Genomic DNA, 26,023 nt, shown 5'->3' with positions numbered 1-26,023 from the left:
CCTTATGTTAACATCTTCGTTTTTCGATGTCAACTAAGTTTTTCAATTTCTTTTTTGTCGTTTTCTGCGTTTCCGCATCAGCGACGGTTATTAATATATCATGGTGAAAATCGAAATACAACACCTTTTATAAACTTTTTTTTAGATCACCCTAATTTCTTTGTTAATATCATATACTTAAACGAAATATCTCTTTCATGTATAAATAATTCCTACATATATTCTATATAAAGTCACTCTATCAAAAGCGTTTCTTTCTATAATAAATGTTTTATTCATATACCATATCATACAAGGAGGAATATATATGGACTATGCCGATTTATTAATCAAACTAGGTCTCTCGGCTATTTTAGGGTTCGCTATCGGTTTAGAGCGCGAATTAAAACGAAAACCACTTGGTTTAAAAACTTGTTTAGTTATTTCTATCATTAGTTGCCTCCTGACGATTGTTTCTATTAAAGCGGCTTACAATTTACCACATACCGATCATATGAATATGGATCCACTTCGACTTGCCGCTCAAATTGTATCAGGAATCGGTTTTTTAGGTGCCGGTGTTATTTTACGAAGAGGAAACGATAGCATTGCAGGACTAACGACTGCTGCTATGATTTGGGGTGCTTCTGGTATTGGTATTGCTGTTGGGGCTGGATTCTATATCGAAGCGATTTTCGGAATGTGTTTCCTTATGATTAGCGTTGAACTTATACCATTAGCAATGAAATTTGTAGGACCGAGATCATTTCGTCAACGTGATATCGCAGTAAAACTTGTCGTGCGAAATATGGACAATATCCCAATTGTAATTGAAGAAATAAAAGAAATGGATATAAAAGTTAAGAATATGAAGCTCAAAACATTGGAGAATGGCTCTCACTATTTACATTTGAAATTATCTATCGATCAAAAAAGGCATACCGCTGATGTTTACTACGCCCTCCAGCATCTTGAAAGTGTCCAACAAACTGAATTAGAAAGTATGTAATGTAAAACAAACTCTCTTTTAAATTAGAGAGTTTTTCTTTTTTCTATAATGGTAACAATGAATGTAGTCCTGCAAAGTAAGGAGGAATAAGAGTTTGAAATCCCGTCCAAATTTAGTAGATACATTTCGTGATTCCATTATTTTTCGTTTAGTTTGCTTTATTGTTTTACTTACTGCTTTTTCTGGCTTCCTTATACATAGATTAGAGCCATCACACTTCACCACATGGTTTGATGGAGTTTGGTGGTCAATCGTTACCATTTTCACCGTTGGCTATGGTGACTTTGCCCCGCATACACTAATAGGCAAACTTATCGGTATGGGTATTATTTTATTTGGAACCGGTTTTTGTTCTTATTATATGGTTCTGTTCGCCACTGATATGATTAATAAACAATATATGAAAATTAAAGGAGAAGAAGCCGCTACCTCTAACGGTCATATGATTATCGTGGGTTGGAATGAACGGGCAAAACATGTTGTAAAACAAATGCACATCTTACAACCGAACCTTGATATCGTTTTAATTGATGAAACACTTTCTTTACTTCCAAAACCATTTCATCATTTAGAATTTATAAAGGGTTGCCCGCATCACGATCAAACTTTATTAAAAGCTAACATTACAACGGCTCACACTATATTAATAACAGCTGATAAAGAAAAAAATGAAAGCTTAGCAGATACACAGTCCATTTTAAATATTTTAACTGCGAAAGGTCTCAATCCAAACATTCACTGCATCGCCGAACTTCTTACTTCTGAACAAATACAAAATGCAACTAGAGCTGGTGTATCAGAAATTATAGAAGGAAATAAATTAACGAGCTACGTATTTACCGCTTCTCTTTTATTCCCTTCCATTTCAGGCGTACTATTCTCACTTTACGATGAAATCTCTGATAACAAATTACAACTGATGGAGCTTTATCCTTCCTGCACTGGACAAACTTTTGCAAATTGTAGCTATACTCTTTTAAAGCAAAATATTCTCTTACTAGGTATAAAACGCGACGAACAATATATGATTAATCCAGTCCATTCCTTTGTTCTCATTGAAAGCGACATACTCATTGTTATTCACCATTAAGAAAATGTTTTTCTAGTTCCTGCATGAGCACTTTCCCAATATTGATATATTTTCTTTTCACATCTCCATCTGGATCTTTCGGCTCAGCAAATTGATCCATTCCACTCGTTCCAGCCGTTAAAGTATTTACGTGATCATCTAGTTCGTCTTGATATACGTGCGAAAGAATATACGGCGTTTCCAGACGGACTATTACACCAGGCACATCTAATTCGCCATTCACTGCTGTAAATGGCACTCGTAAAAATTGATAGCCATCTTCTTCATCGATTTTGTAATCAAAGCATCCTTTATCGTAATCCCAATTGCCACCAATGTTATACCCAAGTGGCTTCATTATCTCTTCCAACTTATATAACGCATATGTACGTCCTTCTAAATTTGATTGAATCGGAATCAAGCCCATCCCTCCTAGACTTTTTCTTTAGCATACCCACTCTAGTTTGAATATACCGATGGACTTTTCGATAAAACAATAAAAAGCGACCGGATTCCGGTCGCTTTTTATTATTTTAAACGCTCTTCTAATTCTGCTTTTAACTTTTCAAATCCTGGTTTACCAAGTAAAGCAAACATGTTTTTCTTGTATGCTTCTACTCCTGGTTGGTCGAATGGATTTACGCCTAATAAGTAGCCGCTCATCGCACATGCTTTTTCGAAGAAGTATACAAGGTAACCGAATGTGTACTCATTTAATTCAGGGATATTTACGATTAAGTTTGGTACGCCACCATCGCTATGTGCAAGTAATGTACCTTCGTATGCTTTCGTGTTTACGAAGTCTACAGTTTCACCAGCAAGGTAGTTTAATCCATCTAAATCGTTTTCTTCTGATTCAATTGTTAGTTCATGTGTAGATTTACCTACTTTCAGAACTGTTTCGAATAAGTCACGACGACCTTCTTGAACGTATTGACCTAATGAGTGTAAGTCAGTTGAGAAGTTTGCTGAAGATGGGAAGATACCTTTTTGATCTTTCCCTTCACTTTCACCAAATAACTGTTTCCACCATTCAGAGAAGTATTGAAGTGCCGGCTCATAGTTAACAAGCATTTCAATTGTTTTTCCTTTATTGTATAAAGCGTTACGAACTACTGCGTATTGGTAAGCTGGGTTTTCTTCTAGTTCTGATGCACCGAAGTCATCATGACCAGCAGCTGCACCTTTCATCATCTCTTCAATATTTAAGCCACTTACTGCGATTGGTAATAAACCAACTGGCGTTAATACAGAGAAACGTCCTCCAACATCATCTGGAATAACGAATGTTTCGTAACCTTCGTTATCAGCTAATGTTTTTAATGCACCACGTGCTTTATCTGTCGTTGCATAAATACGTTTGCGAGCTTCTGCTTTTCCATACTTTTCTTCTAATAACTTACGGAAAATACGGAATGCTAGTGCCGGCTCTGTTGTTGTACCTGATTTGGAAATAACGTTAATAGAGAAGTCTTTACCTTCTAATACGTCCATTAAATCTTTCATGTAAGTGGAGCTAATGTTTTGTCCAACAAATAGCACTTGTGGAGTTTTACGTTGTTCTTTAGATAGCGTGTTGTAGAAAGAATGGTTTAACATTTCGATTGCTGCACGTGCTCCTAGGTAAGAACCACCGATACCTACAACAAGTAAAATGTCAGAGTCATTTTTAATTTTTTCTGCGCATTTTTGAATGCGAGCAAATTCTTCTTTGTCATATTGAAGCGGAAGGTCTACCCACCCAAGGAAATCGTTCCCAGCTCCAGTTTTTTCGTGGATTGCATGATGTGTTACTTTCACTGCATCACGTAAATAAGTGATTTCATGTTCACCGATGAAGGATAACGCTTTAGAATAGTCGAACGTTACATGTGTACTCATCTTTTTCCCTCCAATAATGTATATGTATTTCTGTATTCACTTTAGCGAAACTGAAGTTGTAAATCAAGCGATTCAACCATTGTAAACGTAACCAATATATATTTTTTAGAAAAAGTTCATTTTTTGCATAAAAATTCGCATTTTTCGGTATAGATGTATATACATCCTTTTTCTTATATTTTTTATGTATAAAAACAACATAACTACACCATTCTATAAAGGAGTTAATTAACTCATCGCTTGTTCACGCTTCACAATTAAGGGGGGCTTTTTCATGAGTACTCTGCAACGTATCGCATTAGTCTTTACTGTAATTGGCGCCGTGAACTGGGGACTAATCGGGTTCTTCCAGTTTGACTTAGTGGCAGCCATTTTCGGTGGACAAAATTCAGCTCTTTCCCGTATTATTTACGGCATCGTCGGTATTTCTGGGCTTATCAATCTTGGTTTACTCTTTAAACCATCAGAAAATCTTGGCACTCACCCAGAAACGAACGAAATCCACTAGTCAGTATGTCTTTATTTCACCTCCGACATACGAATATGATTGCATGCAATCATATTTGCAAATATATATCATAAGACAAAGTAAAAGAGGAACGCTCATATGCGCTCCTCTTTTACTTTGTTAACTCGGACTCTTCAATCCATTCGGTTAGCTTTTCTCGCAGCGTATTAAATCCGTTCTCAGATGGATTCGGTATAAGGATCCGCCCTTGTTTTCTTCTCGCCGCTTTTAACGATAAACTCATTTTTCTGTGTTCTTCATCAATTGAAAGTACTTTTACTTCTACTGTATCGCCGACTTTTAAAAAGTCATGAATATCCTTTACATATCCATTTGTAATTTCAGATATATGCACAAGCCCTTGTGTTTCTGCATCTAACGCTACAAATGCTCCGTAATCTTGAATCCCAGTCACTTTCCCTGTTACAACCACTCCAGTTGTATATTGTTCTGACATATGAAACACTCCCATACGTTACCATTTTCTCTACAATTGTAGATAGTAAAGCAGATGATTTATTGTTAAATATCCGATTAGTTAGTACGTACCCTAAGTAAAGCTACTCAGGATATGCATACCTTATATTAGTAAATTATACCACTATGACAGAACTCATTCAAAATTAACGAAAAATTTCCTAGAGTACGTATAATTTTCTAATATTGGGATAGAATACTAACACATGGCTTTCTAGTATTCCCCCCCTTTTATGGACAAAACGTATTATGTTTTGTCCTTTTTTTATTTTCTATAAACCGTTCCATTCTCTTCATTGCTTCCATAAGTTGTTCAAGCGATGTTGCATACGAGCAACGAATAAATCCTTCACCACTTTCGCCAAATACACTTCCAGGTACAACAGCCACCTTTTCTTCTAATAATAACTGTTCTGCAAATTCTGCCGAAGATAGTCCAGTTGAAGAAATAGAAGGAAAGACATAAAATGCTCCGCCCGGCACATGACACGTTAAACCCATTTCATTAAACGATGTCGTCATAAAATTACGGCGTTTCTTATAACTATCTCTCATCCGAATTACTTCATCATTCCCCGCGCGTAACGCTTCGAGTGCTGCGAACTGAGACATTGTCGGTGCACACATCATGGAATATTGATGAATTTTAAGCATTAATTCCGAAAATTGAACAGGAGCTGCAATCATACCGAGGCGCCATCCTGTCATCGCAAACCCTTTTGAAAATCCCGAAATTAAAATTGTATGCTCGCGCATATTTTTAATACTCGCGAAACTTGTATATACTTCGTCGTATACAAGCTCTGCATAAATTTCATCAGATAATACGATTAAATTGTACTTCTCAACAATCACTGCTATTTCTTCAAGCTCGGATTTATTTAACATTGCACCTGTTGGGTTATTTGGTGAACAAAGCAAAACTGCCTTTGTTTTCGCTGTAATAGCTGCTTCAATTTGTTCTGGTTGTACTTTAAACTCGTTTTCTAAAGTCGTTGCCACAGGAACCGGAACTCCTCCAGCTAATGTCACAAGCGGTGCATAAGAAACGAAACTTGGTTCAATAATGAGTACTTCATCATCAGGGTTTATAATGGCGCGCATCGCTACATCTAACGCCTGACTCGCTCCAACTGTAACAATGATTTCATCGTTCGGATCATAAGATACTGCAAATTGTTTTTTTAGATACTTTGCTATTTCTTGGCGCAGTTCCAATAATCCTGCATTTGCTGTATATGACGTATATCCTTGTTCTAAAGAACGGATGCATGCTTGCCTTACATTCCAAGGTGTAACAAAGTCAGGCTCTCCTACTCCAAGAGAAATAACACCTTTCATATTTGCTGCTAAATCGAAAAACTTTCGAATACCAGATGGTTGTAAAGATTCTGCCGTTCTAGATAGTTCAAATTGCTTCATGGTGTCACCACAATGCGCTTATCATCATCGTTTTTTTCGTAAATAATTCCCTCATGTTTATACTTTTTCAAAATGAAATGCGTTGTTGTAGAAACGACAGATTCAATTGTTGCTAATTTCTCAGAAACAAACATCGCGACTTCTCCCATTGTCTTTCCTTCTAATGTAATAGAAAGATCGTATGTCCCTGACATTAAATACACAGATTTCACTTCTGAATAACGATAAATTTGTTCAGCAACCGCATCGAACCCAACGCCGCGCTTTGGCGTAACTTTCACATCGATCATCGCCGTTAAACCTGTATGTTCTTTTACCTTCGTCCAATCGATATGTGTTACATAATCAACAATAATCTTTTCCGCTTCTAATTTTTCAACCATCTTCTTTACTTCTTCTACTTCTATATTTAACAGCTTCGCTAATGTATCTACAGATAATCGACTACTTTTTTCAAGACAAGCTAATAATTCTAATTCTTTTTCTGTCACCATATAAATCATCCTTCCTTTTCGTTTGTGTCTAAATTATACAAATACCCCTTCCAGTTTGAAAAGAAGATTTTTTTAGTGAATTATGTCAAAATAAAGTGAAACTTTAATCAGCGGGAAAATGCGTGATAAAGCGAAAGGGGATGGAACCGTGAAACCAAAAGTTTATATTGCTGAACCAGTTCCAACATTTGTAGAAAACTATTTATCAGAACACTGTGATTATGAAAAATGGGAGCAAAATGAGAAGGTACCTCGTGATGTCCTATTGGAGAAAATACAAAATAAAGATGGCTTATTAAATTTCGGATCTGCTATTAATGAAGAATTATTAAATGTAGCTCCTAACTTAAAAGTAGTGAGCAACATTTCTGTCGGTTACGATAATTTTGATTTACAAGCGATGGAAAAGCGCAATGTCATTGGAACGAATACACCATATGTATTAGATGATACAGTAGCGGACCTTGTTTTCGCTCTTATGTTATCTGCTGGTCGCCGCGTCTGCGAACTCGACTCCTACGTGAAAAATGGTGAATGGAACGCCGAAATCGGAAAAGAGCACTTCGGGCTGGATGTACACCATAGTACAATCGGTATTATCGGAATGGGACGAATTGGAGAAGCCGTTGCAAAACGGGCGAAATTCGGATTTGATATGAATGTTCTGTATTATAACCGTCGCCGTAAAGAAGAAGCTGAACAAAAATTCGATGCTACATATTGTGATTTACAGACGTTACTCAAACAATCTGATTTTATTGTTCTTCTTACTCCATTAACAGATGAAACGTATCATCTTATCGGAGAAAAGGAATTTTCATTAATGAAAGAAACAGCAATCTTCATTAATGCCTCTCGCGGAAAAACAGTAGATGAAGAAGCGTTAATACATGCGTTAACAGAAAAGAAAATCTTTGCAGCAGGCATTGACACTTTTACACAAGAGCCGATTCAAAAAGATAATCTGCTCTTATCATTACAAAATGTTGTGACTTTACCACACATCGGATCTGCAACATTAAAAACTAGGCAGCAAATGGCTATGACAGCCGCTGAAAATTTAGTTGCAGGGTTACAAGGAAAAACACCGCCTAATATTGTTCGTGGATAATGATGAATAAGCAAAAGGCAAGATGACATCGTCATCTTGCCTTTTTTTGTTAACATATTTTTTTCTGCCTTGGAGATGATATGAACAAAAATCAATGGAGTGACAAAAAATGAATCACGAATATACTTGTCCTTATTTCACTTTTTCCACTCGCGGCACTACTATTCATTACGAATTGTATGAACATGACAACAAAACGGAACGTCCTACTTTCGTACTCGTTCACGGCTTTTTATCTTCCTCATTCAGTTACCGCCGCCTCATTCCTTTATTATCGAAAGCAGGAACAGTACTAGCTCTTGATTTGCCACCGTTCGGAAAAAGTGATAAGTCTCATCTCTTTAAGTATTCTTATCATAATTTAGCAACGGTTATTATCGATTTAATTGAACATTTATCTCTCTCAAATATTGTGTTAGTTGGGCATTCTATGGGTGGACAAATTTCTCTCTATGTAAACCGTATACGCCCTGAATTAATCTCAAAGACAATTTTACTATGCAGCTCTAGCTATTTAGCACGCGCAACCTTACCTTTACTGTACTCTTCTTATTTACCGTTCTTTCATTTATACGTAAAGAACTGGATTATACGGCGCGGGATTGTTCATAACTTAATGAATGTCGTTCATGATCACTCATTAATTGACGATGAAATGAAGGAAGGTTACTCCGCTCCTTTTTATGACAACCGTATATTCCCTGCTTTAACTCGTATGATAAGAGACCGTGAAGGTGATTTATCTTCAACTGAATTACAAAAAATCGAAACACCTACACTACTCATTTGGGGTGAAAAAGATCGTGTCGTCCCTGTACATGTAGGTCATCGGCTACACAAAGATTTACCAAATTCTAAATTTATTTCTTACGAAAACACAGGACATTTACTACCTGAAGAAAAGCCTGAACTTGTTTATGAAGAAATTATCGCTTTTTCTGCACAATAATACAAAAGGCTGTCGGAAATTCCGACAGCCTACAATGAACAACTTCCGCCTTCTTTTATTACAAGTAATTCCACAGCTAACTTCTCACATTTTCCAAGCGCAGGTACTTCCTCAAAAGACATAAAGTATATATGTTGAATCTTTTTTGCGATGTATTTTGGATCGTCGAACACACTTACGACGTTCACAACATCGCTCGCTTCTGTTTCATAAAACTCCGGTCCCATTTGAAACGGATCCCAATTCTTCACAACCTCTATCATCTTTTCATATGTACCCATTCGCTTCCCGCCTTTTCACTTTTTAATGCTTTTCTTTATCCTATCACATCAGCTATTCTATAAGAAGAGAGAGAACTTTCATAACTTAACGGTTTACAGAAGAAGGGGGCAAACTTATGCAACTATTTCATAAAACAGTCAATCGACGTGGAACTCATAGTACGAAATGGGATACGTATAAAAACGAAGAACTTCTCCATGCTTGGATTGCTGATATGGATTTTGAAGTACCACAACCAATTCAGACTGCTTTAAAGAAACGTATCGAGCATCCTATTTTCGGCTATACACTTCCTCCCGAAAATATTGGAGATATTATTTGTAACTGGACAAAAAAACAGTACAACTGGGATATTCAAAAAGATTGGATTGTCTTTAGCGCGGGAATCGTTCCAGCTCTTAGTGCGAGCATACAGGCCTTCACAAAGGAAAACGAATCCGTTCTCGTACAACCACCTATTTATCCCCCATTTTTCGAAATGGTCACAACAAACAACAGACGATTATGCGTGAGTCCTTTACAGAAACAAAATGATACATATACGATAGACTTCGATCATTTAGAAAAGCAATTTCAACAAGGCGTCAAACTCATGCTTCTTTGTAGTCCTCACAATCCAATCGGGCGTGTTTGGTCAAAAGAGGAACTTACACAACTTGGCACGTTATGTACAAAATATAATGTAATCGTTGTCGCGGATGAAATTCATTCCGATATTATTTACGGAGATCATACGCATACACCGTTCGCTTCCTTATCTGAAGAATTAGCAGCGCGCACGATTACTTGTATGGCTCCGAGTAAAACATTTAATATCGCTGGATTACAGGCATCGATTATTATCATTCCAAACGAAAAACTCCGTCAAACCTTTATATCTATCCAATATAGACAAGGTTTCCACGGATTAAATACATTTGCCTATACAGCGATGCAAAGTGCCTATACAGAATGTAATGATTGGCTACATGAAATTCGATTATATATAGAAGATAACGCTCAATTCGCTTGTAAATATATTAAAAATCACATACCCGCTCTTTCTGTAACGAAACCAGAAGGTAGCTTTTTATTATGGATCGATTGCTCCCGCCTACAGCTTTCTCAAAATGAACGCACTGCATTACTTGAGGAAAAAGGGAAAATCATCGTTGAACCTGGTGAGAAATACGGATTAGGCGGTGAAGAACATATTCGAATTAACATCGGCTGTCCAAGATCTGTTTTAGAAGAAATTTTAAATAGACTGCGCCATACGTTTTCAGAATAAGAAAGGAGGTAATTCGGGAAAACCTCCTTTATCAATATCTTTTCAAATACGTTTCACAAAAAAAGCTACCATGCACGGTAGCTTTTACTTTTTCTTCATATCCGACGCTTTTTTTACAATGACACCACAAGCAATTCGATCACCTGATTTACCTGTTGGTTGTGTCATACCATCATCAGCGTTTTCTGTAATAATAATAGACGCTCCATCTTTTCTATGAATCGTTGTTTTCCCTTCTTCAAGCGTTATGTGCGGCGCATCGATTTCTGCCTTGATCTTTCCAGAACCGTCTGCAATTACGTTCGGTAAATCACCGTTTTCTGCACCCTTCGGATTAAGAAGTCCATGCTTTTTATTATCAGGATTAAAATGATTACCAGATGATTCAAAACGTGGTGCTTTACACTCACCAATTTCGTGTACATGCAGTCCGTGCGCGCCTGGTGCGAAACCTTCCCCTTTAATCGTAATTTTCACTCCGCTTGTTTGCTGCACTACTTTCGCAGTCCCCACTTCATCGCCTGAAGCATTATGTAATTTCACGTCAATTTCTTTCGGCTTCCCTTGGTCACAACCTGCCATCAGAAATAATAAACAACAACTTAAAAAAAGCCGTTTTTTCATTCTATTCCCTCCAAAATATATTCTGCCCTTAGATTGTCCGAGCATAGAGGGAAACATACAAAAATGAGTTACTGTTTCCTTTCCGCTAAAAGTTTTTCTTCAACTTTCTGTAATCGCTCCGCTTCGCGTTTTGATACACGAATGAACATACGCCACGTAGCAACGGCACCAATGATAAATAGAACGCAAACAATCCCTGGAATAATATATTCTGTTTTATCTTCCGGAAAATATAAAGGCATCATACGGAACACTCCTTATTATAGGATTCAAAAAACATCAGAATTTTCTGTTATATAATATAAAATTATAGTGGAACCTATCCATATTCTCAAGGGGGCATTCCGAAAGCGAATGATTTCTTTGACTCCTTCGCACACTTTCCTTACTATAAACTTGAGGTGAAAAATATGAGAGAAACATTTGAAATTGGTGAAATCGTTACTGGTATTTATAAAACTGGCAAATACATCGGCGAAGTTACAAATAGCCGTCCTGGCAGTTACGTCGTAAAAGTGTTAGCTGTTTTAAAACATCCGGTGCAAGGTGACTTACATAACGTAAAACAAGCTGACGTACCATTTTTCCATGAAAGACGTGCTTTAGCTTTCCGTGAACAGACGAACATTCCAGAGCAAATGGTGAAGAAATATGAAGGAGAAATTCCAGAGTATACAGAGTCACTCAAATTAGCATTGGAAACTCAAATGAATTCATTTTCTGAAGATGATTCACCTTTTGCGGTTCGTAGTCTAGAAACATTAGAGCAGTTAAAAAAAGACTACAAACTTTAAAAAAACAAAACGACCAAATTACATACTGTGCAATTTGGTCGTTACTGTGTACTCACTTTCTTTAACACTTTTGAAAAATCAACGAGTTCTCCTAACGTTGGAGGTGCTGGTTTCACTAAATACTCTTTATCTTTTTCTACTAATTTAAAAATATTATACGTCGTCATCGCATCATCTAGCGCACAATGATGCTTACCCGTCCCTGCTTTTCCATATGCCTCAATTGCTTTCCACAATCCTGTTTGATTTCTCTCCCCAAAAAACTTCTTATACTCAAGTGATAAATCACGACACTGGCCTAAGAACGGAAAGTCTACTCTTGCCATTTCACAATTATGCTTCAACACTTTCATATCCATATTTCCCCACGTAACAATGGTTGGTTTACATCTCCTTTCATATTCTGCAAGTTTTTCAACGAGTTCTGGAAACGAAATTCCTTTATCTACGACTTCTTGTTTAATTCCTAAAAATTTCTTACATCGATCCGTTAAAGAAGGAAAAGTTTTCGGCCTAACATGAGCTGAATACGTGTCTTCTACCTTACAGCCAACAACCGAAACGAGTCCTACTTCAATGATTTCCGGGAAAAATCCTTTTGGTTTTTTTCTGTGCTGGGGCATCGTAAACTCAAAATCCAAAAATAAAAATCGTTGTTCATCCATACGATCCCTTCCTTATCATCTTTGTCATTCCTTTCTATTTGACACTCCTACACGAACAAGCTCGAATGCTAATTCCATTTTAAATATTCAGATTGGATGTATCTTATATATATGTCAAATGCCCACAAATATTTTTAAAAATAAGAAAAAATGACCGATGCAGAAAATATGACAAAATAAGCCCTTTCATTTACATCCCCCTTTTTTCTACTTTATAATGACGTTATGTGTGTTTCATCTAGTTAATTTTTTGACACACTAAGAAAAGTGAATGAAAGGAGATGAGAGTTTTGCACGAAACAACGCAAGAGCTCGCAAACTGGCAGTATTATTTTGCTATCGCAGTCTTTTTAATTACATATGCCATTATTATTTCAGAAAAAATTAATCGCGCTGTCATCGCACTTCTTGGTGCAGCACTCATGGTAATTATGGGGGTCGTTGATTTACACAACGCCTTTACGAAACATATTGAATGGGGCACGATTACGCTACTCATCGGTATGATGATTCTGGTGAACATTACAAGTAAATCGGGTGTCTTCCAATACGTTGCCATTAAAGCAGCAAAAGGGGCGCAAGGAAATCCAATTAAAATTTTAATTTCACTTTCCTTACTTACTGCGCTTGGTTCCGCATTTTTAGATAACGTTACAACTGTACTTCTTGTTGTTCCAGTTACTTTATCTATTACGCGCATACTGAAAGTAAATCCTGTTCCTTATTTACTTTCTGAAATTATTTTTTCAAACATTGGAGGAACAGCAACATTAATTGGTGATCCACCTAACATTATGATTGGTTCTGCAAATAAGCATTTAGATTTCAATGCGTTCTTATTCAACTTAGCACCTATCGTAATCATTATTATTGCTGTTACAGCGACAATACTTTACTTCATGTATCGTAAACAATTAATTGCTGATCCTGTACAAATTAAAAAATTAATGAGTTTAGATGAAAAACAATACATTAAAGATCCAGTATTAATGAAAAAATCTTTAACCGTACTTGGACTTACAATCGTAGGTTTCATGACTCATTCGATCTTCCATGTTGATGCAGCTATCATCGCTTTAACTGGTGCTACTGTACTTATGCTAATCGGTGTGAAAGAACATGAAATTGAAGAGGTATTCGCAAGTGTAGAGTGGGTAACAATCTTCTTCTTCGCAGGACTATTCGTACTTGTTGGAGGACTTATTGATATCGGCCTTATCAAAATGTTAGCTCAAAAAGTAATTGGAATAACAGGTGGAGATGTTTCTTACGCATCTATCCTTATTTTATGGGTATCTGGTATCGCCTCTGCGACAATTGATAACATTCCATTCGTTGCAACAATGATCCCACTTATTAACGATATGGCAGTTGGGCTAGGTTTATCACCTTCTGACGCACAAATCGACGTATTATGGTGGGCATTAGCATTAGGTGCTTGTCTAGGTGGAAACGGAACATTAATCGGAGCTTCTGCTAACGTAATTGTTGCAGGTATCGCAAGTCGTGAGGGCCATAAATTTAGCTACATGGAATTCCTTAAAGTCGGCTTCCCAATTATGATCGTTTCATTAATCATTTCTCATATTTATATTTATTTACGCTACCTTATGTAGTAGAAAAAGGGTTGTCACATGTGACAGCCCTTTTTCTTGTTCAATACAATTATATGAATGATTTTTCAAATATCCCTACTCGTTATACCTTACCGGTTCATTCCGAATAATGAACAAGTGAATCGGTAAGAAAACCGAAAATGTGATTGTATGAATAATCGTAAACAATATAGAATTCGTTCCGTATCTATCTAAAATTGCGTAGATAAGATAAATAGACAGCACAATCGATACAGCTGTTGCTAATAAATATAGAATTGGTACGAAGTTAAAAATGAAACACGCGACATATATGCCGAATACTTTCCATCCTGCTTCTTCTTTTAAGAAATCCGGTAATTTGTCTTTTGCTAAATCCCCCCATATCTTACTATTTAAAAAAGGAATAAACGCAAGAGCACCATCCGTTGCACCATCATTTTTCGCCATCGTATACAGTGCAAAAGCCGTTAATAAATACGCAATAATTGCCCAAATCAATACAACAAGAATAAACGCAAAACTAAGAGCAAAGAAACCTGCTAGTACGCCTTGATCTTCCATCTTATCCTCTCCTCTCTACTCTCAACATATTTCATTACTTTACAAGTTATGTTTTAAAATTTATCCAAACTCTCTGTATAATAATAGGAGCGAGATAATAAGAGAGGAGAACGCACTTATGCATCCATTTGTACAAGCATTACAAGAGCATTTCACAGCCCATAAAAATCCTGAAAAAGCAGAACCGATGGCACGTTATATGAAAAATCACTTCCCATTTCTCGGTATTCAAACACCTGAAAGAAGACAACTATTGAAAGACGTCATCCAAATACATACTCCCCCAGATCAAAAAGATTTCCAAGTTATCGTACGTGAGCTTTGGGATTTACCAGAACGTGAATTTCAAGCGGCCGCACTCGATATTATGCAAAAATATAAAAAGCATATAAACGAAACGCATATCCCGTTTTTAGAAGAACTTATTGTAACAAAATCTTGGTGGGATTCTGTTGATAGCATCGTCCCTACATTTTTAGGAAATATCTTTTTAAAACATCCGGAATTAATTTCTGCCTATATTCCAAAATGGATTGCATCAGACAACATATGGTTACAACGCGCCGCTATTTTATTCCAGCTAAAATATAAACAAAAGATGGACGAAGAACTTCTTTTCTGGATTATTGGACAACTACATTCTTCAAAAGAATTTTTCATTCAAAAAGCGATTGGCTGGGTCCTTCGCGAGTATGCAAAAACGAAGCCCGATGTCGTTTGGGAATACGTGCAAAATAACGAGCTTGCTCCCCTTAGTAAACGTGAAGCAATTAAGCACATTAAACAAAATTACGGAATAAATAACGAAAAAATAGGCGAGACTCTATCATAGATAGACGCGTTCCTCTATTGAGATTTAAAAAAGAACGTGTTAGAATATGTTCATTATTATTAATATAAGTAGCGATGACGGACTTATAAGTACTTGCACAAAAAGCGATTCAGGGATAGTGAAAGCCTGATGCCGCAAGGAAACGGCAGTCCCGAGCAATACGTGATAAAGTGGATGCACCTGTTGTGTATCAACTAGGGTGGAACCGCGGGCAAACGCTCGTCCCTAGGCAATTAAGCCTTGGGATGAGCGTTTTTTTTATGTTTTTCAAAGCATATACCGCTCGTTTCACAAGTACCAGAGCACGTCATCGCCAATACGTTAACTTTCAAAAGGAGGATTTTATTATGTATTCAATGGAGCAAGTTGTAAACTTAGCGAAACATCGCGGTTTTGTTTTCCCTGGTTCTGAAATTTACGGTGGTCTTGCAAACACTTGGGATTACGGTCCACTTGGAATCGAATTAAAAAATAACGTTAAAAAAGCTTGGTGGAAAAAATTCATTCAAGAATCTCCATACAACGTTGGTTTAGACGCAGCTATTTTAATGAACCCAAAAACTTGGATCGCTTCTGGTCACGTTGGTAACTTCAACGATCCAATGATCGACTGTAAAAAATGTAAAGCGCGTCACCGTGCTGACAAATTAATTGAAGATGCATTAGATGCAAAAGGCATCGAAATGGTTGTTGATGGTCTTACTTTCGACCAAATGGCTGACCTAATGAAAGAACATGAAGTAAAATGTCCTGATTGTGGTAGTGAAGAGTTCACTGAAATCCGTCAGTTCAACTTAATGTTCAAAACATTCCAAGGTGTTACAGAGTCTAGCACGAACGAAATCTTCCTTCGTCCTGAAACAGCACAAGGTATTTTCGTAAACTTTAAAAACGTACAACGCTCTATGCGTAAAAAACTTCCATTTGGTATTGGCCAAATCGGTAAGAGCTTCCGTAACGAAATCACGCCTGGTAACTTCACATTCCGTACACGTGAATTCGAACAAATGGAACTTGAATTCTTCTGTAAGCCTGGTGAAGATTTAGAGTGGTTCGCATTCTGGCGTGAAACATGTAAGAACTGGTTACTTTCACTTGGTATGACTGAAGAAAGCATGCGTCTTCGTGACCACGGTGAAGAGGAATTATCTCATTACAGTAACGCAACAACTGATATTGAATTCAGATTCCCATTCGGTTGGGGCGAACTTTGGGGCGTAGCATCTCGTACAGACTTCGATTTAAAACGTCACATGGAACACTCTAACGAAGACTTTAACTATATCGATCCACAAACGAATGAGCGTTACGTACCGTACTGCATCGAGCCATCTTTAGGTGCTGACCGTGTAACATTAGCATTCTTATGTGATGCATATGAAGAAGAGCAATTAGAAAATGATTCTCGTACAGTTCTTCGTTTCCACCCTGCTTTAGCACCATACAAAGCAGCTATCTTACCATTATCTAAAAAGCTATCTGAAGGTGCTACTGAAGTATTCGCAGAACTAGCTAAAGACTTCATGGTAGACTTTGACGAAACTGGTTCTATCGGTAAACGTTACCGTCGTCAAGACGAAATCGGTACACCATTCTGTATCACTTACGACTTCGACTCAGTTGAAGACAAAGCTGTTACAGTACGTGACCGTGACACAATGGAACAAGTTCGTATGCCAATTAGCGAGCTAAAAGGTTTCTTAGAGAAGAAAATCCAGTTCTAATTATAAAAAAGAGGCGCTCTATTGAGCCGCCTCTTTTTACTTTTCACGTTTTTCTTTAATTGCTACTGTACATCTTGATATACATAGTAAATCATCATTCTCATCAATAATACGTACATCCCAAACCATCGTTGAATGCCCTCTATGTATCGGTGTTCCGATCGCTGTTACAATCCCATCTTTCTTTGAGCGAATGTGATTTGCATTAATTTCTAGACCGAAACAAATACATTTCTCTTGATCAATTAAATTGTATGAACCAACACTTGCTACTGTTTCCGCTAATGCAAGAGATGCACCGCCATGTAAAAAACCAAACGGCTGATGCGTACGCTCATCAACAGGCATCGTAGCAACCACCTTATCTTCTGTCATCTCTAACAACTCAATTCCAAGTGAATCCATTAAAGTTTTTCCCATATCGTTTCCTCCTTCTCCTACTTTAATTGAATGTATAATTTTACCTATTTATTTTCAAACTACTTATAGCACTTATATAAGGAGGTTTCACCTAAATGAAACAGAAATTTTGTATATTACTGCTTATGTTCTCCTTGCTGACTATTGTACCAAATTGTGCACTAGCAGCCAAAGCATCCAACCTGACAATCGATGTTCAGACTGTAACACAAAAAGGTAAGAAACCTTATATAGAATATCAAATTAACAGACCTTCGTTTCACAATTTTTCCGATTCTAAATTTCAAAATAAGCTCAATTTCTATTACAAAAAATCTACTGACAAATTTAAAACAAAATTAGAAAAAGACGCAAAAAAATATTATAAAGAAACAGAAGGATCTAGCACACCTTTTCATCCGTACGTGGCGAATGTTGATTATAAAGTCTCCCTAAATAAACCACCGTTGCTCAGCCTATATGTGAATTACTATCAATATACAGGCGGAGCACACGGTCTTTATAAGTGGAAGGCAAACACATTTGATTTAAAAGAAAAAAAGTTACTACACTTAGACGATCTATTTCAACCAGAAGATAAATATAAAGAAATAATCCGTGCTGAGATTGTAAGACAAATTAAACAAAATGAAAGTATTTATTTTCCCGATGCAACTGAAAAGGTCATGAGCACGAAAAAGTTCCACTTCTTTTTAGAACCGGACAATCTCGTCATTTATTTCCCTTTATATGAGATTGCTCCTTATTCAAGCGGAATCCCTCAATTTCGTATTCCGTATACGTTGCTAAGAGAGTATTTGAAGCCTTCTTATCAAAATATTTTGATTGACAACAAGTAAATATTTTCGCTACGATAATGTTAACCTAAAAACAACAGGAGGTTAACATTATGAGGAGATTTCATGTTTTAGATTTAGCATTAGCTGCCATGTTCGTCGCTCTTATGGCCATTGGTGCAAATATTGTATCTTGGGCACCATTCCTGCAAGTAGCGGGTATCCCATTATCTATGCAACCATTTTTCGCAATTTTAGCAGGGCTTCTTCTTGGAAGTAGACTTGGCGCATTATCAATGACTGTGTATATGCTCGTTGGCTTAGCTGGTGCACCAATCTTCGCTAACTTCAAAGCTGGATTCGGAGCGCTTTTAGATCCTACTGGTGGTTTTATTATTGCATTTATTATCGTTGCTTACGTATCCGGAAAACTAGTAGAACAAAAAGAACGACCAACATTCAGTACATTTGCAATTGCCTCTTTCACAGGAATCATTTTAACGTATATTATCGGTACTACTTATATGTACGGGGCAGTCAATTTCTTCATGGGTGGTAATATGAGTTATAAAGCGGCTTGGATGATTATGATGTGGTTCGCAGTAAAAGATATTGCATTTACCATTATCGGTGCTATTATCGCACCTCGCATATACTATGCTGTACGTCGTTCCGCTTATCAGCATTCTCATTCGACGATTTCATAATAAAAAAGAGTTATTTCAGTACACTGAAATAACTCCTTTTTTATATTAAGACTGTTGCTTCGTGTGTTCTTCTAAAATTTTCTGCATCATTGGAACCATGTCATCACGTAATTCTGGGTGTCGCAGAGCCATTTCGATTGTCGTTTGAACGAATCCTAACTTTTCACCTACGTCGTAGCGCTTTCCTTCGAAATCGTAAGCAAATACACGTTGAATTTCGTTTAAGTTTTGGATTGCATCTGTTAACTGAATTTCACCACCAGCACCAACATGTTGCTGTTCTAAGAACATGAAGATTTCAGGTGTTAAAACGTAACGTCCCATAATTGCTAAGTTTGAAGGTGCTGTACCTGCCGCTGGTTTCTCAACGAAATTGCGAACTTGGTAACGACGTCCTTCCTGCTCTAATGGGTCGATAATTCCATAACGGTGTGTTTCATCTTCTGGAACCGTTTGTACACCAATAACAGAAGAAAGCGTTTTATCATATTCTTCAATTAATTGACGTAAACATGGTTTTTCAGCTTGAACGATATCATCACCTAATAAAACAGCGAATGGCTCATCACCAATGAATTTACGTGCACACCAAACAGCGTGTCCTAATCCTTTTGGTTCTTTTTGACGGATATAGTGAATATCTACCATTTTTGAAGAAGCCTGTACTTTTTCAAGTAACTCATACTTTTTCTTTTCTAATAAGTTTTGCTCTAACTCAAATGCATTATCAAAATGATCTTCAATAGAGCGCTTCGTTTTACCAGTAACGATAATAATATCTTCGATTCCTGATTTTATTGCTTCTTCTACAATGTATTGGATAGTTGGTTTATCTACTATCGGTAACATTTCTTTTGGCATTGCTTTTGTAGCTGGTAAAAAACGTGTTCCTAATCCAGCTGCTGGGATTATGGCTTTTCTTACTTTTTTCATCACAAAATACCCTCTCTTCTGTCAGAATCAATAACGATTATTTCCTTACATAAAACAAAAGGGAGGTTTCACTCCCTTTCGTTCCTTACTACTTAAAATTACTTTATATTATAAACGATTCATAATATCTTCTTTAATAGTAAGTAACTTTTGTTCACTATTTTGTAAAGAATTATCTTGAACACCGAAGTAGAACTTAATCTTCGGTTCAGTTCCAGATGGGCGTAGGCAGAACCAAGAACCATCTTCTAATTGATATTTTAACACATTTGATTTCGGTAAGTGAATCTCTTCTTTATGTCCATCTTGTAAAGATGTAACGATGCTCGCTTTATAGTCTTCAACAGCTACAACTGTTAAGCCCGCTACTTCTTTCGGAGGATTTTCACGGAATGTTGCCATCATTTCTTGAATTTGTTCCGCTCCATCTTTTCCTTTTAACGTTAACGATACAAGATCTTCACGGAAGAAACCGTACTTCTCAAATACTTCTAATAAACCATCGTATAACGTTTTACCTTGTGATTTGTAGTATGCAGCTACTTCACATGCAAATAGAACAGATTGTACTGCATCTTTATCACGACAGAATGGACGGATTAAATAACCATAGCTTTCCTCATAACCGAATTGGAATTCGTATTGTCCGCTTTCTTCATACTGTTTAATTTTCTCACCGATAAATTTAAATCCAGTTAACGTATCAACTGTATCTAAACCGTATGCTTTCGCGATTGTACGGCCAATTTCAGACGTTACGATTGTTTTTAATACAACACCGTTCTCTGGAAGCGTTCCGTTTTCTTTCTTTTGAGATAATAAGTAATCAAGCATTAATGCACCTGTTTGGTTACCCGTTAATACTTGGAACTCACCATCGTGATTACGAACTGCAACGCCTAGACGGTCTGCGTCAGGATCCGTTGCGATTAACACATCTGCTCCTACCTTCTCACCGTCACGAATTGCATACTCAAACGCTGCATGCTCTTCTGGGTTCGGTGATTTTACTGTAGAGAAGTTCGGATCTGGTAACTCTTGCTCTTTTACAACTGTTACATCTGTAAATCCAACTTCTTCTAAACCACGGCGCACAGAAATATTTGATGTTCCATGTAATGGTGTAAAGACGATTTTTAAGTCTTTTCCAACATTTTGTACCATTTCTTTATTAATGATGACATTGTTCAATTCTGTTGCATATGCATCATCTACTTCTTGTCCAACAATATGTAATAAACCGTCAGCTTTTAATTGCTCCACATTAGCAACCTCAACTGTTAACTCATCCTCTACTGCATTTACATAGCTAATTAACTCATCAGCTTCTTTTGGAGGCAACTGCCCACCATCTTCACCATATACTTTATAACCGTTATATTCCGGCGGATTATGGCTTGCCGTAAGAACGATTCCACTTACTGTATGTAAATGACGAACTGCGAAAGAAAGCACTGGCGTTGGACGTAAGCTTTCAAACACATATGTTGTGATACCGTGTGCACCAAGTGTAGCAGCTACTTCCATTGCAAATTCAGGTGATTTATGACGAGAATCGTACGCTACAACAACACCGCGTTTTTTCGCTTCTTCACCTAATTTTTCAATAAACTTCGCTAATCCTTGTGTTGCTTTACGAACTGTATATACGTTCAAACGGTTCGTACCAGCACCAAGTTCACCACGCATACCACCTGTGCCGAATTCTAGATTTTTATAAAAGCTGTCCTCAATTTTCTTCTCATCTTGCTTCATGTTTTCTAACTGTTCTTTTAGTTCTGCGTCTAACTCTGCATAGGAAAGCCAGCGACTAAATTCTTGTTTCCAGTTCATATTTCTATCTCCTCTCGCTTGTCATACCTTTATTATATGAAAAAAACAACCTGTATCTCAATATTTTTTACAATCTAACAGGATTTTACTAGGAATATTTGTATACACTATGGTTAAATACTCCACTAAAGGGAATGAGGATTATGCAAGAATGGGGCTTGTCAGAAGAGCTCAAAATACAAACAAAGCAAATGATTGAAATTGCTGAGAAAGAATTATCAATTATGAGACAAGCAATTGATAAAGAAGATGAATGTATTTTGTGCAAAATGGAAGATATTCATCATATGTTAGCAAACGTACAAACATTGGCAGCTACATACTATATTCAAGCGTATTTATCACCTTATACGGAAAGTTCACATTCTATTACAGCAACTGTCCAACATTTAAGCGCCCGAAAACACGGGGCTCTTATTGTTGTGGAAAGAAACGAACCACTTGACTCTCTCATTCAAACTGGAACAACATTACATGCTCATTTAACCTCACCGTTACTTGAATCCATTTTCTATCCAGGTAACCCTCTTCATGACGGAGCCGTTCTCGTTAAAAATGATCATATTGTTTCAGCTGCCAATATTCTTCCGTTAACGAAAAGCACAGAAGTTGATCCTGAACTAGGAACACGTCACAGAGCTGCGATTGGCTTATCAGAAAAAAGCGACGCACTTATTTTAGTTGTCTCTGAAGAAACAGGTCGCACTTCATTCGCTTTAAATGGAACGTTATATACGATTTCTTTATAGGATCCATCTTTTCCTATAGAACAGTACAATAGGAAATGAAATTATATCGACTTAACGAAAAAAAATGACAATAATCATACCAATAAAAAAGGCTGTTCCAAAATATTGGAACAGCCTTCTCTTATGGATCTTACTCTTCTCCGAAACGTTCAACAAGTGTTGCAAGTGTACGTACCATTGCACCTGTTGCTCCAGCTGGCCCTAAATCATGCGCTCCTGACGTTTCAGATGTTCCAGCGATGTCTAAGTGTACCCAAGGTGTATCTTCAGCAAATTCACCTAAGAATGTACCTGCCATAACCGCATGTCCTTCGCGGCCTGGTGAGTTATTTAAATCGGCAAACTTACTGTTTCGAACGCGTTCTTTATCACGATCAAAAATCGGTAATTGCCAAATTGATTCATCTGTTTCCATAGACGCCTCTAGCACTTGCTCAAACAACTCTTCATTGTTTGTCATTGCGCCTGTCGTCTGATTTCCAAGTGCAACAATTACACCACCTGTTAATGTCGCAACATCAATAAGATAGTTTGCACCTAGTTTTTTCGCATACGTAATACCGTCAGCTAACGCTAGGCGACCTTCTGCATCTGTATTTAATACTTCAATTGTTTTTCCGCTCATAGATGTGATTACATCGTCTGGCTTAAATGCTGTACCACTTACAACGTTATCAGTTGATGGAATAACAGCGATCACATTTTGCTCTGGGCGAAGTTCACCGATAATTTCCATCGCACCTAATACAGACGCAGCACCGCCCATATCACCTTTCATACCGACCATGCCTTCACGTGGTTTTAAAGAATAACCACCTGTATCGTATGTAATCCCTTTTCCAACGAATCCAATGACATCTGTCCACTCTTCTTTTCCTTTATAAATAAGAGCAATCATTTTTGGTGGCTCTGTACTACCTTGGTTTACTGCAAGTAACGCACCCATACCAAGATCTTCCATCTCTTCTTTCTCAAGAATTTTATAATCCATATCATACTTTTCCGCTAACTCAACAGCATACTCAGCAAGCTTTGTTGCTGTTAATACGTTTGGCGGCATATTTACAAGTGTACGAGCTGAATTTGTTGCACGTCCATGTACGTAGCCAACTGTTAATGCAGCTTCAATTTCTTGTGCATCTTCTGCTGTAATAGCCGTGAACTTCTCTAGTTCCACACGATCCTTTTTATCTGATTTATACGTTTGTAACTCATATGTACCAAGACCTTGTACTTCTGCTGCAATATGAGCTACATCAATCGCATCTAATTTCTCTGTTACGAAAGAATCAAGCAAGATTGCTGCATCTTGTACTTTTGCTGCTTGTAACGTTTTAAACGCCTTACCAAGAGCAGCACGCAACGTTTCTGTCGTGTAAGACTCTTTCTTACCTAAACCAACGAAATAATAACGTTTCACATTTGTTTTTCCTAAACTATGTACTTTTGAAATAACTTTCTTCTTCGTAGAAAGTTCTTTCTCTTCTAATAAAACTTGTAGTTGTCCTTCAAACGCTTTGTCCAGTTCTTGTACAAAACTACTCGTTTTCTCTTCTTCAAATAAGGCAACGATTACCGCTTCATGGCTTGCTAATTCTTTTTGTACTTGAAACATGTTCAGACCCCCTAAATTTCTCTACTCTGCCTTTATTATAACTTTATTTTCGATAAAATGCGACAATTCTAACTTCTGTTACATCCTATATAATCCATATTTCTTCTATTTATAAAATAAAAAAGTCTAGCGTAATTACCACTAGACTATCTTTGTTTTAAATATTGACCACGAAACACTTGCATCGTTTCATCTTGATTTAACATCGTTAACTCTTCTTCTGAAAACTTACCATTTCCAACTTTCACTACATACACATTCACTTTTTTCTTACCCCATTGGCTATAAACATCTTTCACCGTATCATAATACAGATCAAGACGGTTTCCTTTTATTGCACCGCCCTTATCAGCTACTACACCGTACCCATAACCTGGTACGAATAGAATCGTTCCAATTGGGAATACGCGTAAGTCCGCAGCGATTGTGGAATATAAATCCCTTTTCACCTTAACTCCTGAATATGTAATACCATACTCCGGATGTCCCGGTCTCTTACCAGTTGACTCAATTCCCGACGTATAACCTGTTGCAGTCATTTCAATTGAACGATATTTAGACCAGTCGTTTGCCTGCTCTAAAGCATTTATCACTTCTTTACTCGGAGCAACATTTCTCTTAACTTCTGCTGCATGTACTTCTTTTGCACTCGTTCCCTCATATTTCTTTACAATCTCTAATAAAGAAACTCCTGTGAAAGCATTCCATGTTACGCATAATGCGGATACAAGTAAACAAGTCATCATAATGCGAATACAATATCGTTTTAACATTTTTATATTCCACACTCCTTCATCGTTAATCATTCCCTATACGATGAAGGAATATGCAAAAAAATAATCCCCAAATGAATTGGAGATTAAAACATTTGATATCCGCTTTTCCGAAGTTTCTTAATGACAATTCCGGCTAAAGCAGCACCTACTAATCCAGTAGATAGAATAAACACATCTGCCTGCCCTAAATGCGATACACTTGTCCCAAATGAAGAGAATGTTTCTTTCGGCTTTGAAAAATAATCCCACACACTCGCCTTATTAATAATAAGTATACAAACAATCGGATACACAATAACCATTACCCATGTTGCTCGCAATATCATGTTGAGTAAAAATCCAATTCCAAAAAACAAAATAAAAAATAACATCATTGAAATAAGTAGTACTGGTATACTCACTCTTTCTCCCTCTCCTTCGCATGCGCCGTAAATACATGATAGGCTGTATAACCAAATTGCTCTCCTGGATCTAATGTTTTGTTCATCTCAAGATGTAGTTCTGATCTTCCTTCAAACAAATATTTGATAAGTAGAGACGTATTTGGATCGTTCGCAATCGTATCTGGATGTAAAAATGCTACTTCAGACAATTCCTTCTCCTGTACAATAATGTTTTCTCCTTCAGGCTCCAAAAGGAAAATAATCATATTATCACTAATCTCATTGCGAATCACGCCCGATCGAACACCAATGATCCCCTTCACATGAGCGACGATACCTGTCTCTTCTAACACTTCACGTTTCACAGCTTCATCAACCGTCTCACCTTCATTTACAAAACCAGCCGGCAAAGACCATTTCCCCTTTAATCCACTATATTTTTTCTTAACGAACAGCCACCTGCCATCTTTTGTAGCTACTAAGCCACCAACAGCTAGCCATACTTTCCCTCGCTTCTCCATGATGTAATACCCTCCTCTATCAGAACGGACAGAATATTCTTTCTTTTTTTATATATTATAC

The 26,023-nt window shown here is 37.1% G+C and carries 30 protein-coding genes; 13 read left to right on the top strand and 17 right to left on the bottom strand.

Translation table 11 applies throughout. The features are described from left to right. Positions 1-307 precede the first annotated feature (307 nt). The gene (locus DM800_RS18295; RefSeq protein ID WP_000384160.1) at positions 308-988 is read left to right on the top strand and encodes an MgtC/SapB family protein; all 681 of its coding nucleotides are present in this window, start codon (positions 308-310) and stop codon (positions 986-988) included. A 94-nt stretch (positions 989-1,082) separates the two neighbouring features. Continuing rightward, entirely contained in the window at positions 1,083-2,078 is a 996-nt protein-coding gene (locus DM800_RS18290; RefSeq protein ID WP_087986054.1) for a potassium channel family protein, read from the top strand. Here the strand turns inward: DM800_RS18290 and DM800_RS18285 are convergent. Beyond that, positions 2,065-2,478 (bottom strand): YugN-like family protein, encoded by a 414-nt coding sequence (locus DM800_RS18285; RefSeq protein WP_137014476.1) that lies wholly within the window; start codon positions 2,476-2,478, stop codon positions 2,065-2,067. The genes DM800_RS18290 and DM800_RS18285 overlap by 14 nt on opposite strands. 107 nt (positions 2,479-2,585) lie before the next feature. Next, on the bottom strand, positions 2,586-3,938 hold the full coding sequence (locus DM800_RS18280) for a glucose-6-phosphate isomerase (RefSeq protein ID WP_048542213.1): 1,353 nt from the start codon (positions 3,936-3,938) through the stop codon (positions 2,586-2,588). Positions 3,939-4,212: 274 nt separating this feature from the next. Here DM800_RS18280 and DM800_RS18270 point away from each other — a divergent pair, with 274 nt between their 5' ends. Next, positions 4,213-4,446 (top strand): DUF378 domain-containing protein, encoded by a 234-nt coding sequence (locus tag DM800_RS18270; RefSeq protein ID WP_048542215.1) that lies wholly within the window; start codon positions 4,213-4,215, stop codon positions 4,444-4,446. 112 nt (positions 4,447-4,558) lie between these two features. On the opposite strand, the gene yugI is transcribed toward DM800_RS18270, so the two are convergent. From yugI to DM800_RS18255, 3 genes are all read right to left on the bottom strand, one after another. Continuing rightward, complete coding sequence (gene yugI, locus DM800_RS18265) at positions 4,559-4,903, bottom strand: S1 domain-containing post-transcriptional regulator GSP13 (RefSeq protein WP_000003769.1); 345 nt, start codon at positions 4,901-4,903, stop codon at positions 4,559-4,561. 251 nt (positions 4,904-5,154) lie between these two features. Beyond that, positions 5,155-6,345 (bottom strand): aminotransferase, encoded by a 1,191-nt coding sequence (locus DM800_RS18260; protein ID WP_147787311.1) that lies wholly within the window; start codon positions 6,343-6,345, stop codon positions 5,155-5,157. After that, the gene (locus DM800_RS18255; RefSeq protein ID WP_000255701.1) at positions 6,342-6,839 is read right to left on the bottom strand and encodes an Lrp/AsnC family transcriptional regulator; all 498 of its coding nucleotides are present in this window, start codon (positions 6,837-6,839) and stop codon (positions 6,342-6,344) included. Before DM800_RS18255 ends, DM800_RS18260 begins: the two co-directional genes overlap by 4 nt. Before the next feature lie 118 nt (positions 6,840-6,957). Here DM800_RS18255 and DM800_RS18250 point away from each other — a divergent pair, with 118 nt between their 5' ends. Further along, complete coding sequence (locus DM800_RS18250; RefSeq protein ID WP_147787310.1) at positions 6,958-7,950, top strand: 2-hydroxyacid dehydrogenase; 993 nt, start codon at positions 6,958-6,960, stop codon at positions 7,948-7,950. A 109-nt stretch (positions 7,951-8,059) separates the two neighbouring features. Beyond that, the gene (locus DM800_RS18245) at positions 8,060-8,899 is read left to right on the top strand and encodes an alpha/beta fold hydrolase (RefSeq protein WP_001015207.1); all 840 of its coding nucleotides are present in this window, start codon (positions 8,060-8,062) and stop codon (positions 8,897-8,899) included. Between the two features lie 29 nt (positions 8,900-8,928). Here DM800_RS18245 and DM800_RS18240 read toward each other — a convergent pair whose 3' ends face one another. Continuing rightward, positions 8,929-9,180, bottom strand: a complete 252-nt coding sequence (locus DM800_RS18240) for a YugE family protein (RefSeq protein WP_000537643.1) — start codon at positions 9,178-9,180, stop codon at positions 8,929-8,931. A gap of 116 nt (positions 9,181-9,296) precedes the next feature. Here DM800_RS18240 and DM800_RS18235 point away from each other — a divergent pair, with 116 nt between their 5' ends. Continuing rightward, positions 9,297-10,451, top strand: a complete 1,155-nt coding sequence (locus DM800_RS18235) for a MalY/PatB family protein (protein WP_087986051.1) — start codon at positions 9,297-9,299, stop codon at positions 10,449-10,451. Between the two features lie 84 nt (positions 10,452-10,535). Here DM800_RS18235 and sodC read toward each other — a convergent pair whose 3' ends face one another. Both sodC and DM800_RS29260 read right to left on the bottom strand, forming a co-directional pair. Then, positions 10,536-11,075, bottom strand: a complete 540-nt coding sequence (sodC, locus tag DM800_RS18230; RefSeq protein ID WP_000746533.1) for a superoxide dismutase [Cu-Zn] — start codon at positions 11,073-11,075, stop codon at positions 10,536-10,538. 68 nt (positions 11,076-11,143) lie between these two features. Beyond that, positions 11,144-11,320 carry a hypothetical protein gene (locus DM800_RS29260; protein ID WP_179955686.1) on the bottom strand — a complete coding sequence of 59 codons (177 nt, stop codon included), beginning with the start codon at positions 11,318-11,320 and terminating at the stop codon, positions 11,144-11,146. Positions 11,321-11,485: 165 nt separating this feature from the next. On the opposite strand from DM800_RS29260, the gene kapB reads away from it, so the two are divergent. After that, the gene (kapB, locus tag DM800_RS18225; protein ID WP_001209345.1) at positions 11,486-11,869 is read left to right on the top strand and encodes a kinase-associated lipoprotein KapB; all 384 of its coding nucleotides are present in this window, start codon (positions 11,486-11,488) and stop codon (positions 11,867-11,869) included. A 41-nt stretch (positions 11,870-11,910) separates the two neighbouring features. Here the strand turns inward: kapB and kapD are convergent, their stop codons facing one another. Further along, positions 11,911-12,534 (bottom strand): 3'-5' exonuclease KapD, encoded by a 624-nt coding sequence (kapD, locus tag DM800_RS18220; protein ID WP_000344365.1) that lies wholly within the window; start codon positions 12,532-12,534, stop codon positions 11,911-11,913. A gap of 290 nt (positions 12,535-12,824) precedes the next feature. Between kapD and DM800_RS18215 the strand changes: the two genes are divergently transcribed. Next, on the top strand, positions 12,825-14,150 hold the full coding sequence (locus DM800_RS18215; protein ID WP_137011545.1) for an ArsB/NhaD family transporter: 1,326 nt from the start codon (positions 12,825-12,827) through the stop codon (positions 14,148-14,150). Between the two features lie 75 nt (positions 14,151-14,225). Here the strand turns inward: DM800_RS18215 and DM800_RS18210 are convergent, their stop codons facing one another. Next, a complete protein-coding gene (locus DM800_RS18210; protein ID WP_000390066.1) occupies positions 14,226-14,693 on the bottom strand; it encodes a hypothetical protein in 468 nt (155 codons plus the stop codon). Positions 14,694-14,811: 118 nt separating this feature from the next. Here DM800_RS18210 and DM800_RS18205 point away from each other — a divergent pair, with 118 nt between their 5' ends. Continuing rightward, entirely contained in the window at positions 14,812-15,525 is a 714-nt protein-coding gene (locus tag DM800_RS18205) for a DNA alkylation repair protein (RefSeq protein WP_088608528.1), read from the top strand. 347 nt (positions 15,526-15,872) lie between these two features. Then, positions 15,873-17,249: a glycine--tRNA ligase gene (locus DM800_RS18200; RefSeq protein ID WP_000287155.1), complete on the top strand. Its 1,377-nt coding sequence runs from the start codon at positions 15,873-15,875 to the stop codon at positions 17,247-17,249. 36 nt (positions 17,250-17,285) lie between these two features. Here DM800_RS18200 and DM800_RS18195 read toward each other — a convergent pair whose 3' ends face one another. Continuing rightward, positions 17,286-17,669, bottom strand: a complete 384-nt coding sequence (locus DM800_RS18195; protein WP_000520763.1) for a hotdog fold thioesterase — start codon at positions 17,667-17,669, stop codon at positions 17,286-17,288. A gap of 95 nt (positions 17,670-17,764) precedes the next feature. Between DM800_RS18195 and DM800_RS18190 the strand changes: the two genes are divergently transcribed. Both DM800_RS18190 and DM800_RS18185 read left to right on the top strand, forming a co-directional pair. Next, positions 17,765-18,508: a DUF3298 and DUF4163 domain-containing protein gene (locus DM800_RS18190; RefSeq protein WP_087986046.1), complete on the top strand. Its 744-nt coding sequence runs from the start codon at positions 17,765-17,767 to the stop codon at positions 18,506-18,508. Between the two features lie 50 nt (positions 18,509-18,558). Continuing rightward, the gene (locus tag DM800_RS18185; protein WP_001252151.1) at positions 18,559-19,152 is read left to right on the top strand and encodes a biotin transporter BioY; all 594 of its coding nucleotides are present in this window, start codon (positions 18,559-18,561) and stop codon (positions 19,150-19,152) included. Between the two features lie 45 nt (positions 19,153-19,197). Here the strand turns inward: DM800_RS18185 and galU are convergent, their stop codons facing one another. Together galU and DM800_RS18175 are read right to left on the bottom strand one after the other, a co-directional pair. Continuing rightward, positions 19,198-20,085: a UTP--glucose-1-phosphate uridylyltransferase GalU gene (gene galU, locus DM800_RS18180; protein WP_087986056.1), complete on the bottom strand. Its 888-nt coding sequence runs from the start codon at positions 20,083-20,085 to the stop codon at positions 19,198-19,200. 108 nt (positions 20,086-20,193) lie between these two features. Next, complete coding sequence (locus tag DM800_RS18175; RefSeq protein WP_087986045.1) at positions 20,194-21,918, bottom strand: phospho-sugar mutase; 1,725 nt, start codon at positions 21,916-21,918, stop codon at positions 20,194-20,196. 143 nt (positions 21,919-22,061) lie between these two features. Here DM800_RS18175 and cdaS point away from each other — a divergent pair, with 143 nt between their 5' ends. Further along, complete coding sequence (gene cdaS / locus DM800_RS18170) at positions 22,062-22,667, top strand: sporulation-specific diadenylate cyclase CdaS (protein WP_070169194.1); 606 nt, start codon at positions 22,062-22,064, stop codon at positions 22,665-22,667. A 130-nt stretch (positions 22,668-22,797) separates the two neighbouring features. On the opposite strand, the gene pepA is transcribed toward cdaS, so the two are convergent. From pepA to DM800_RS18150, 4 genes are all read right to left on the bottom strand, one after another. Beyond that, the gene (gene pepA / locus DM800_RS18165) at positions 22,798-24,282 is read right to left on the bottom strand and encodes a cytosol aminopeptidase (RefSeq protein ID WP_147787309.1); all 1,485 of its coding nucleotides are present in this window, start codon (positions 24,280-24,282) and stop codon (positions 22,798-22,800) included. A 146-nt stretch (positions 24,283-24,428) separates the two neighbouring features. Next, positions 24,429-25,055 carry a 3D domain-containing protein gene (locus tag DM800_RS18160; RefSeq protein ID WP_000920109.1) on the bottom strand — a complete coding sequence of 209 codons (627 nt, stop codon included), beginning with the start codon at positions 25,053-25,055 and terminating at the stop codon, positions 24,429-24,431. A gap of 86 nt (positions 25,056-25,141) precedes the next feature. Further along, positions 25,142-25,459 (bottom strand): YuiB family protein, encoded by a 318-nt coding sequence (locus tag DM800_RS18155; protein ID WP_000027007.1) that lies wholly within the window; start codon positions 25,457-25,459, stop codon positions 25,142-25,144. Then, a complete protein-coding gene (locus tag DM800_RS18150; RefSeq protein WP_147787308.1) occupies positions 25,456-25,962 on the bottom strand; it encodes an NUDIX hydrolase in 507 nt (168 codons plus the stop codon). The genes DM800_RS18155 and DM800_RS18150 overlap by 4 nt, the downstream gene beginning before the upstream one ends. Positions 25,963-26,023: the final 61 nt, after the last annotated feature.

Source organism: Bacillus sp. AY18-3 (genome assembly GCF_008042305.1).
Taxonomy (GTDB): Bacteria; Bacillota; Bacilli; order Bacillales; family Bacillaceae_G; genus Bacillus_A; species Bacillus_A wiedmannii.
The sequence above is the reverse complement of the archived record's forward strand: the minus strand, read 5'-3'. Positions and strand labels throughout refer to the sequence as shown.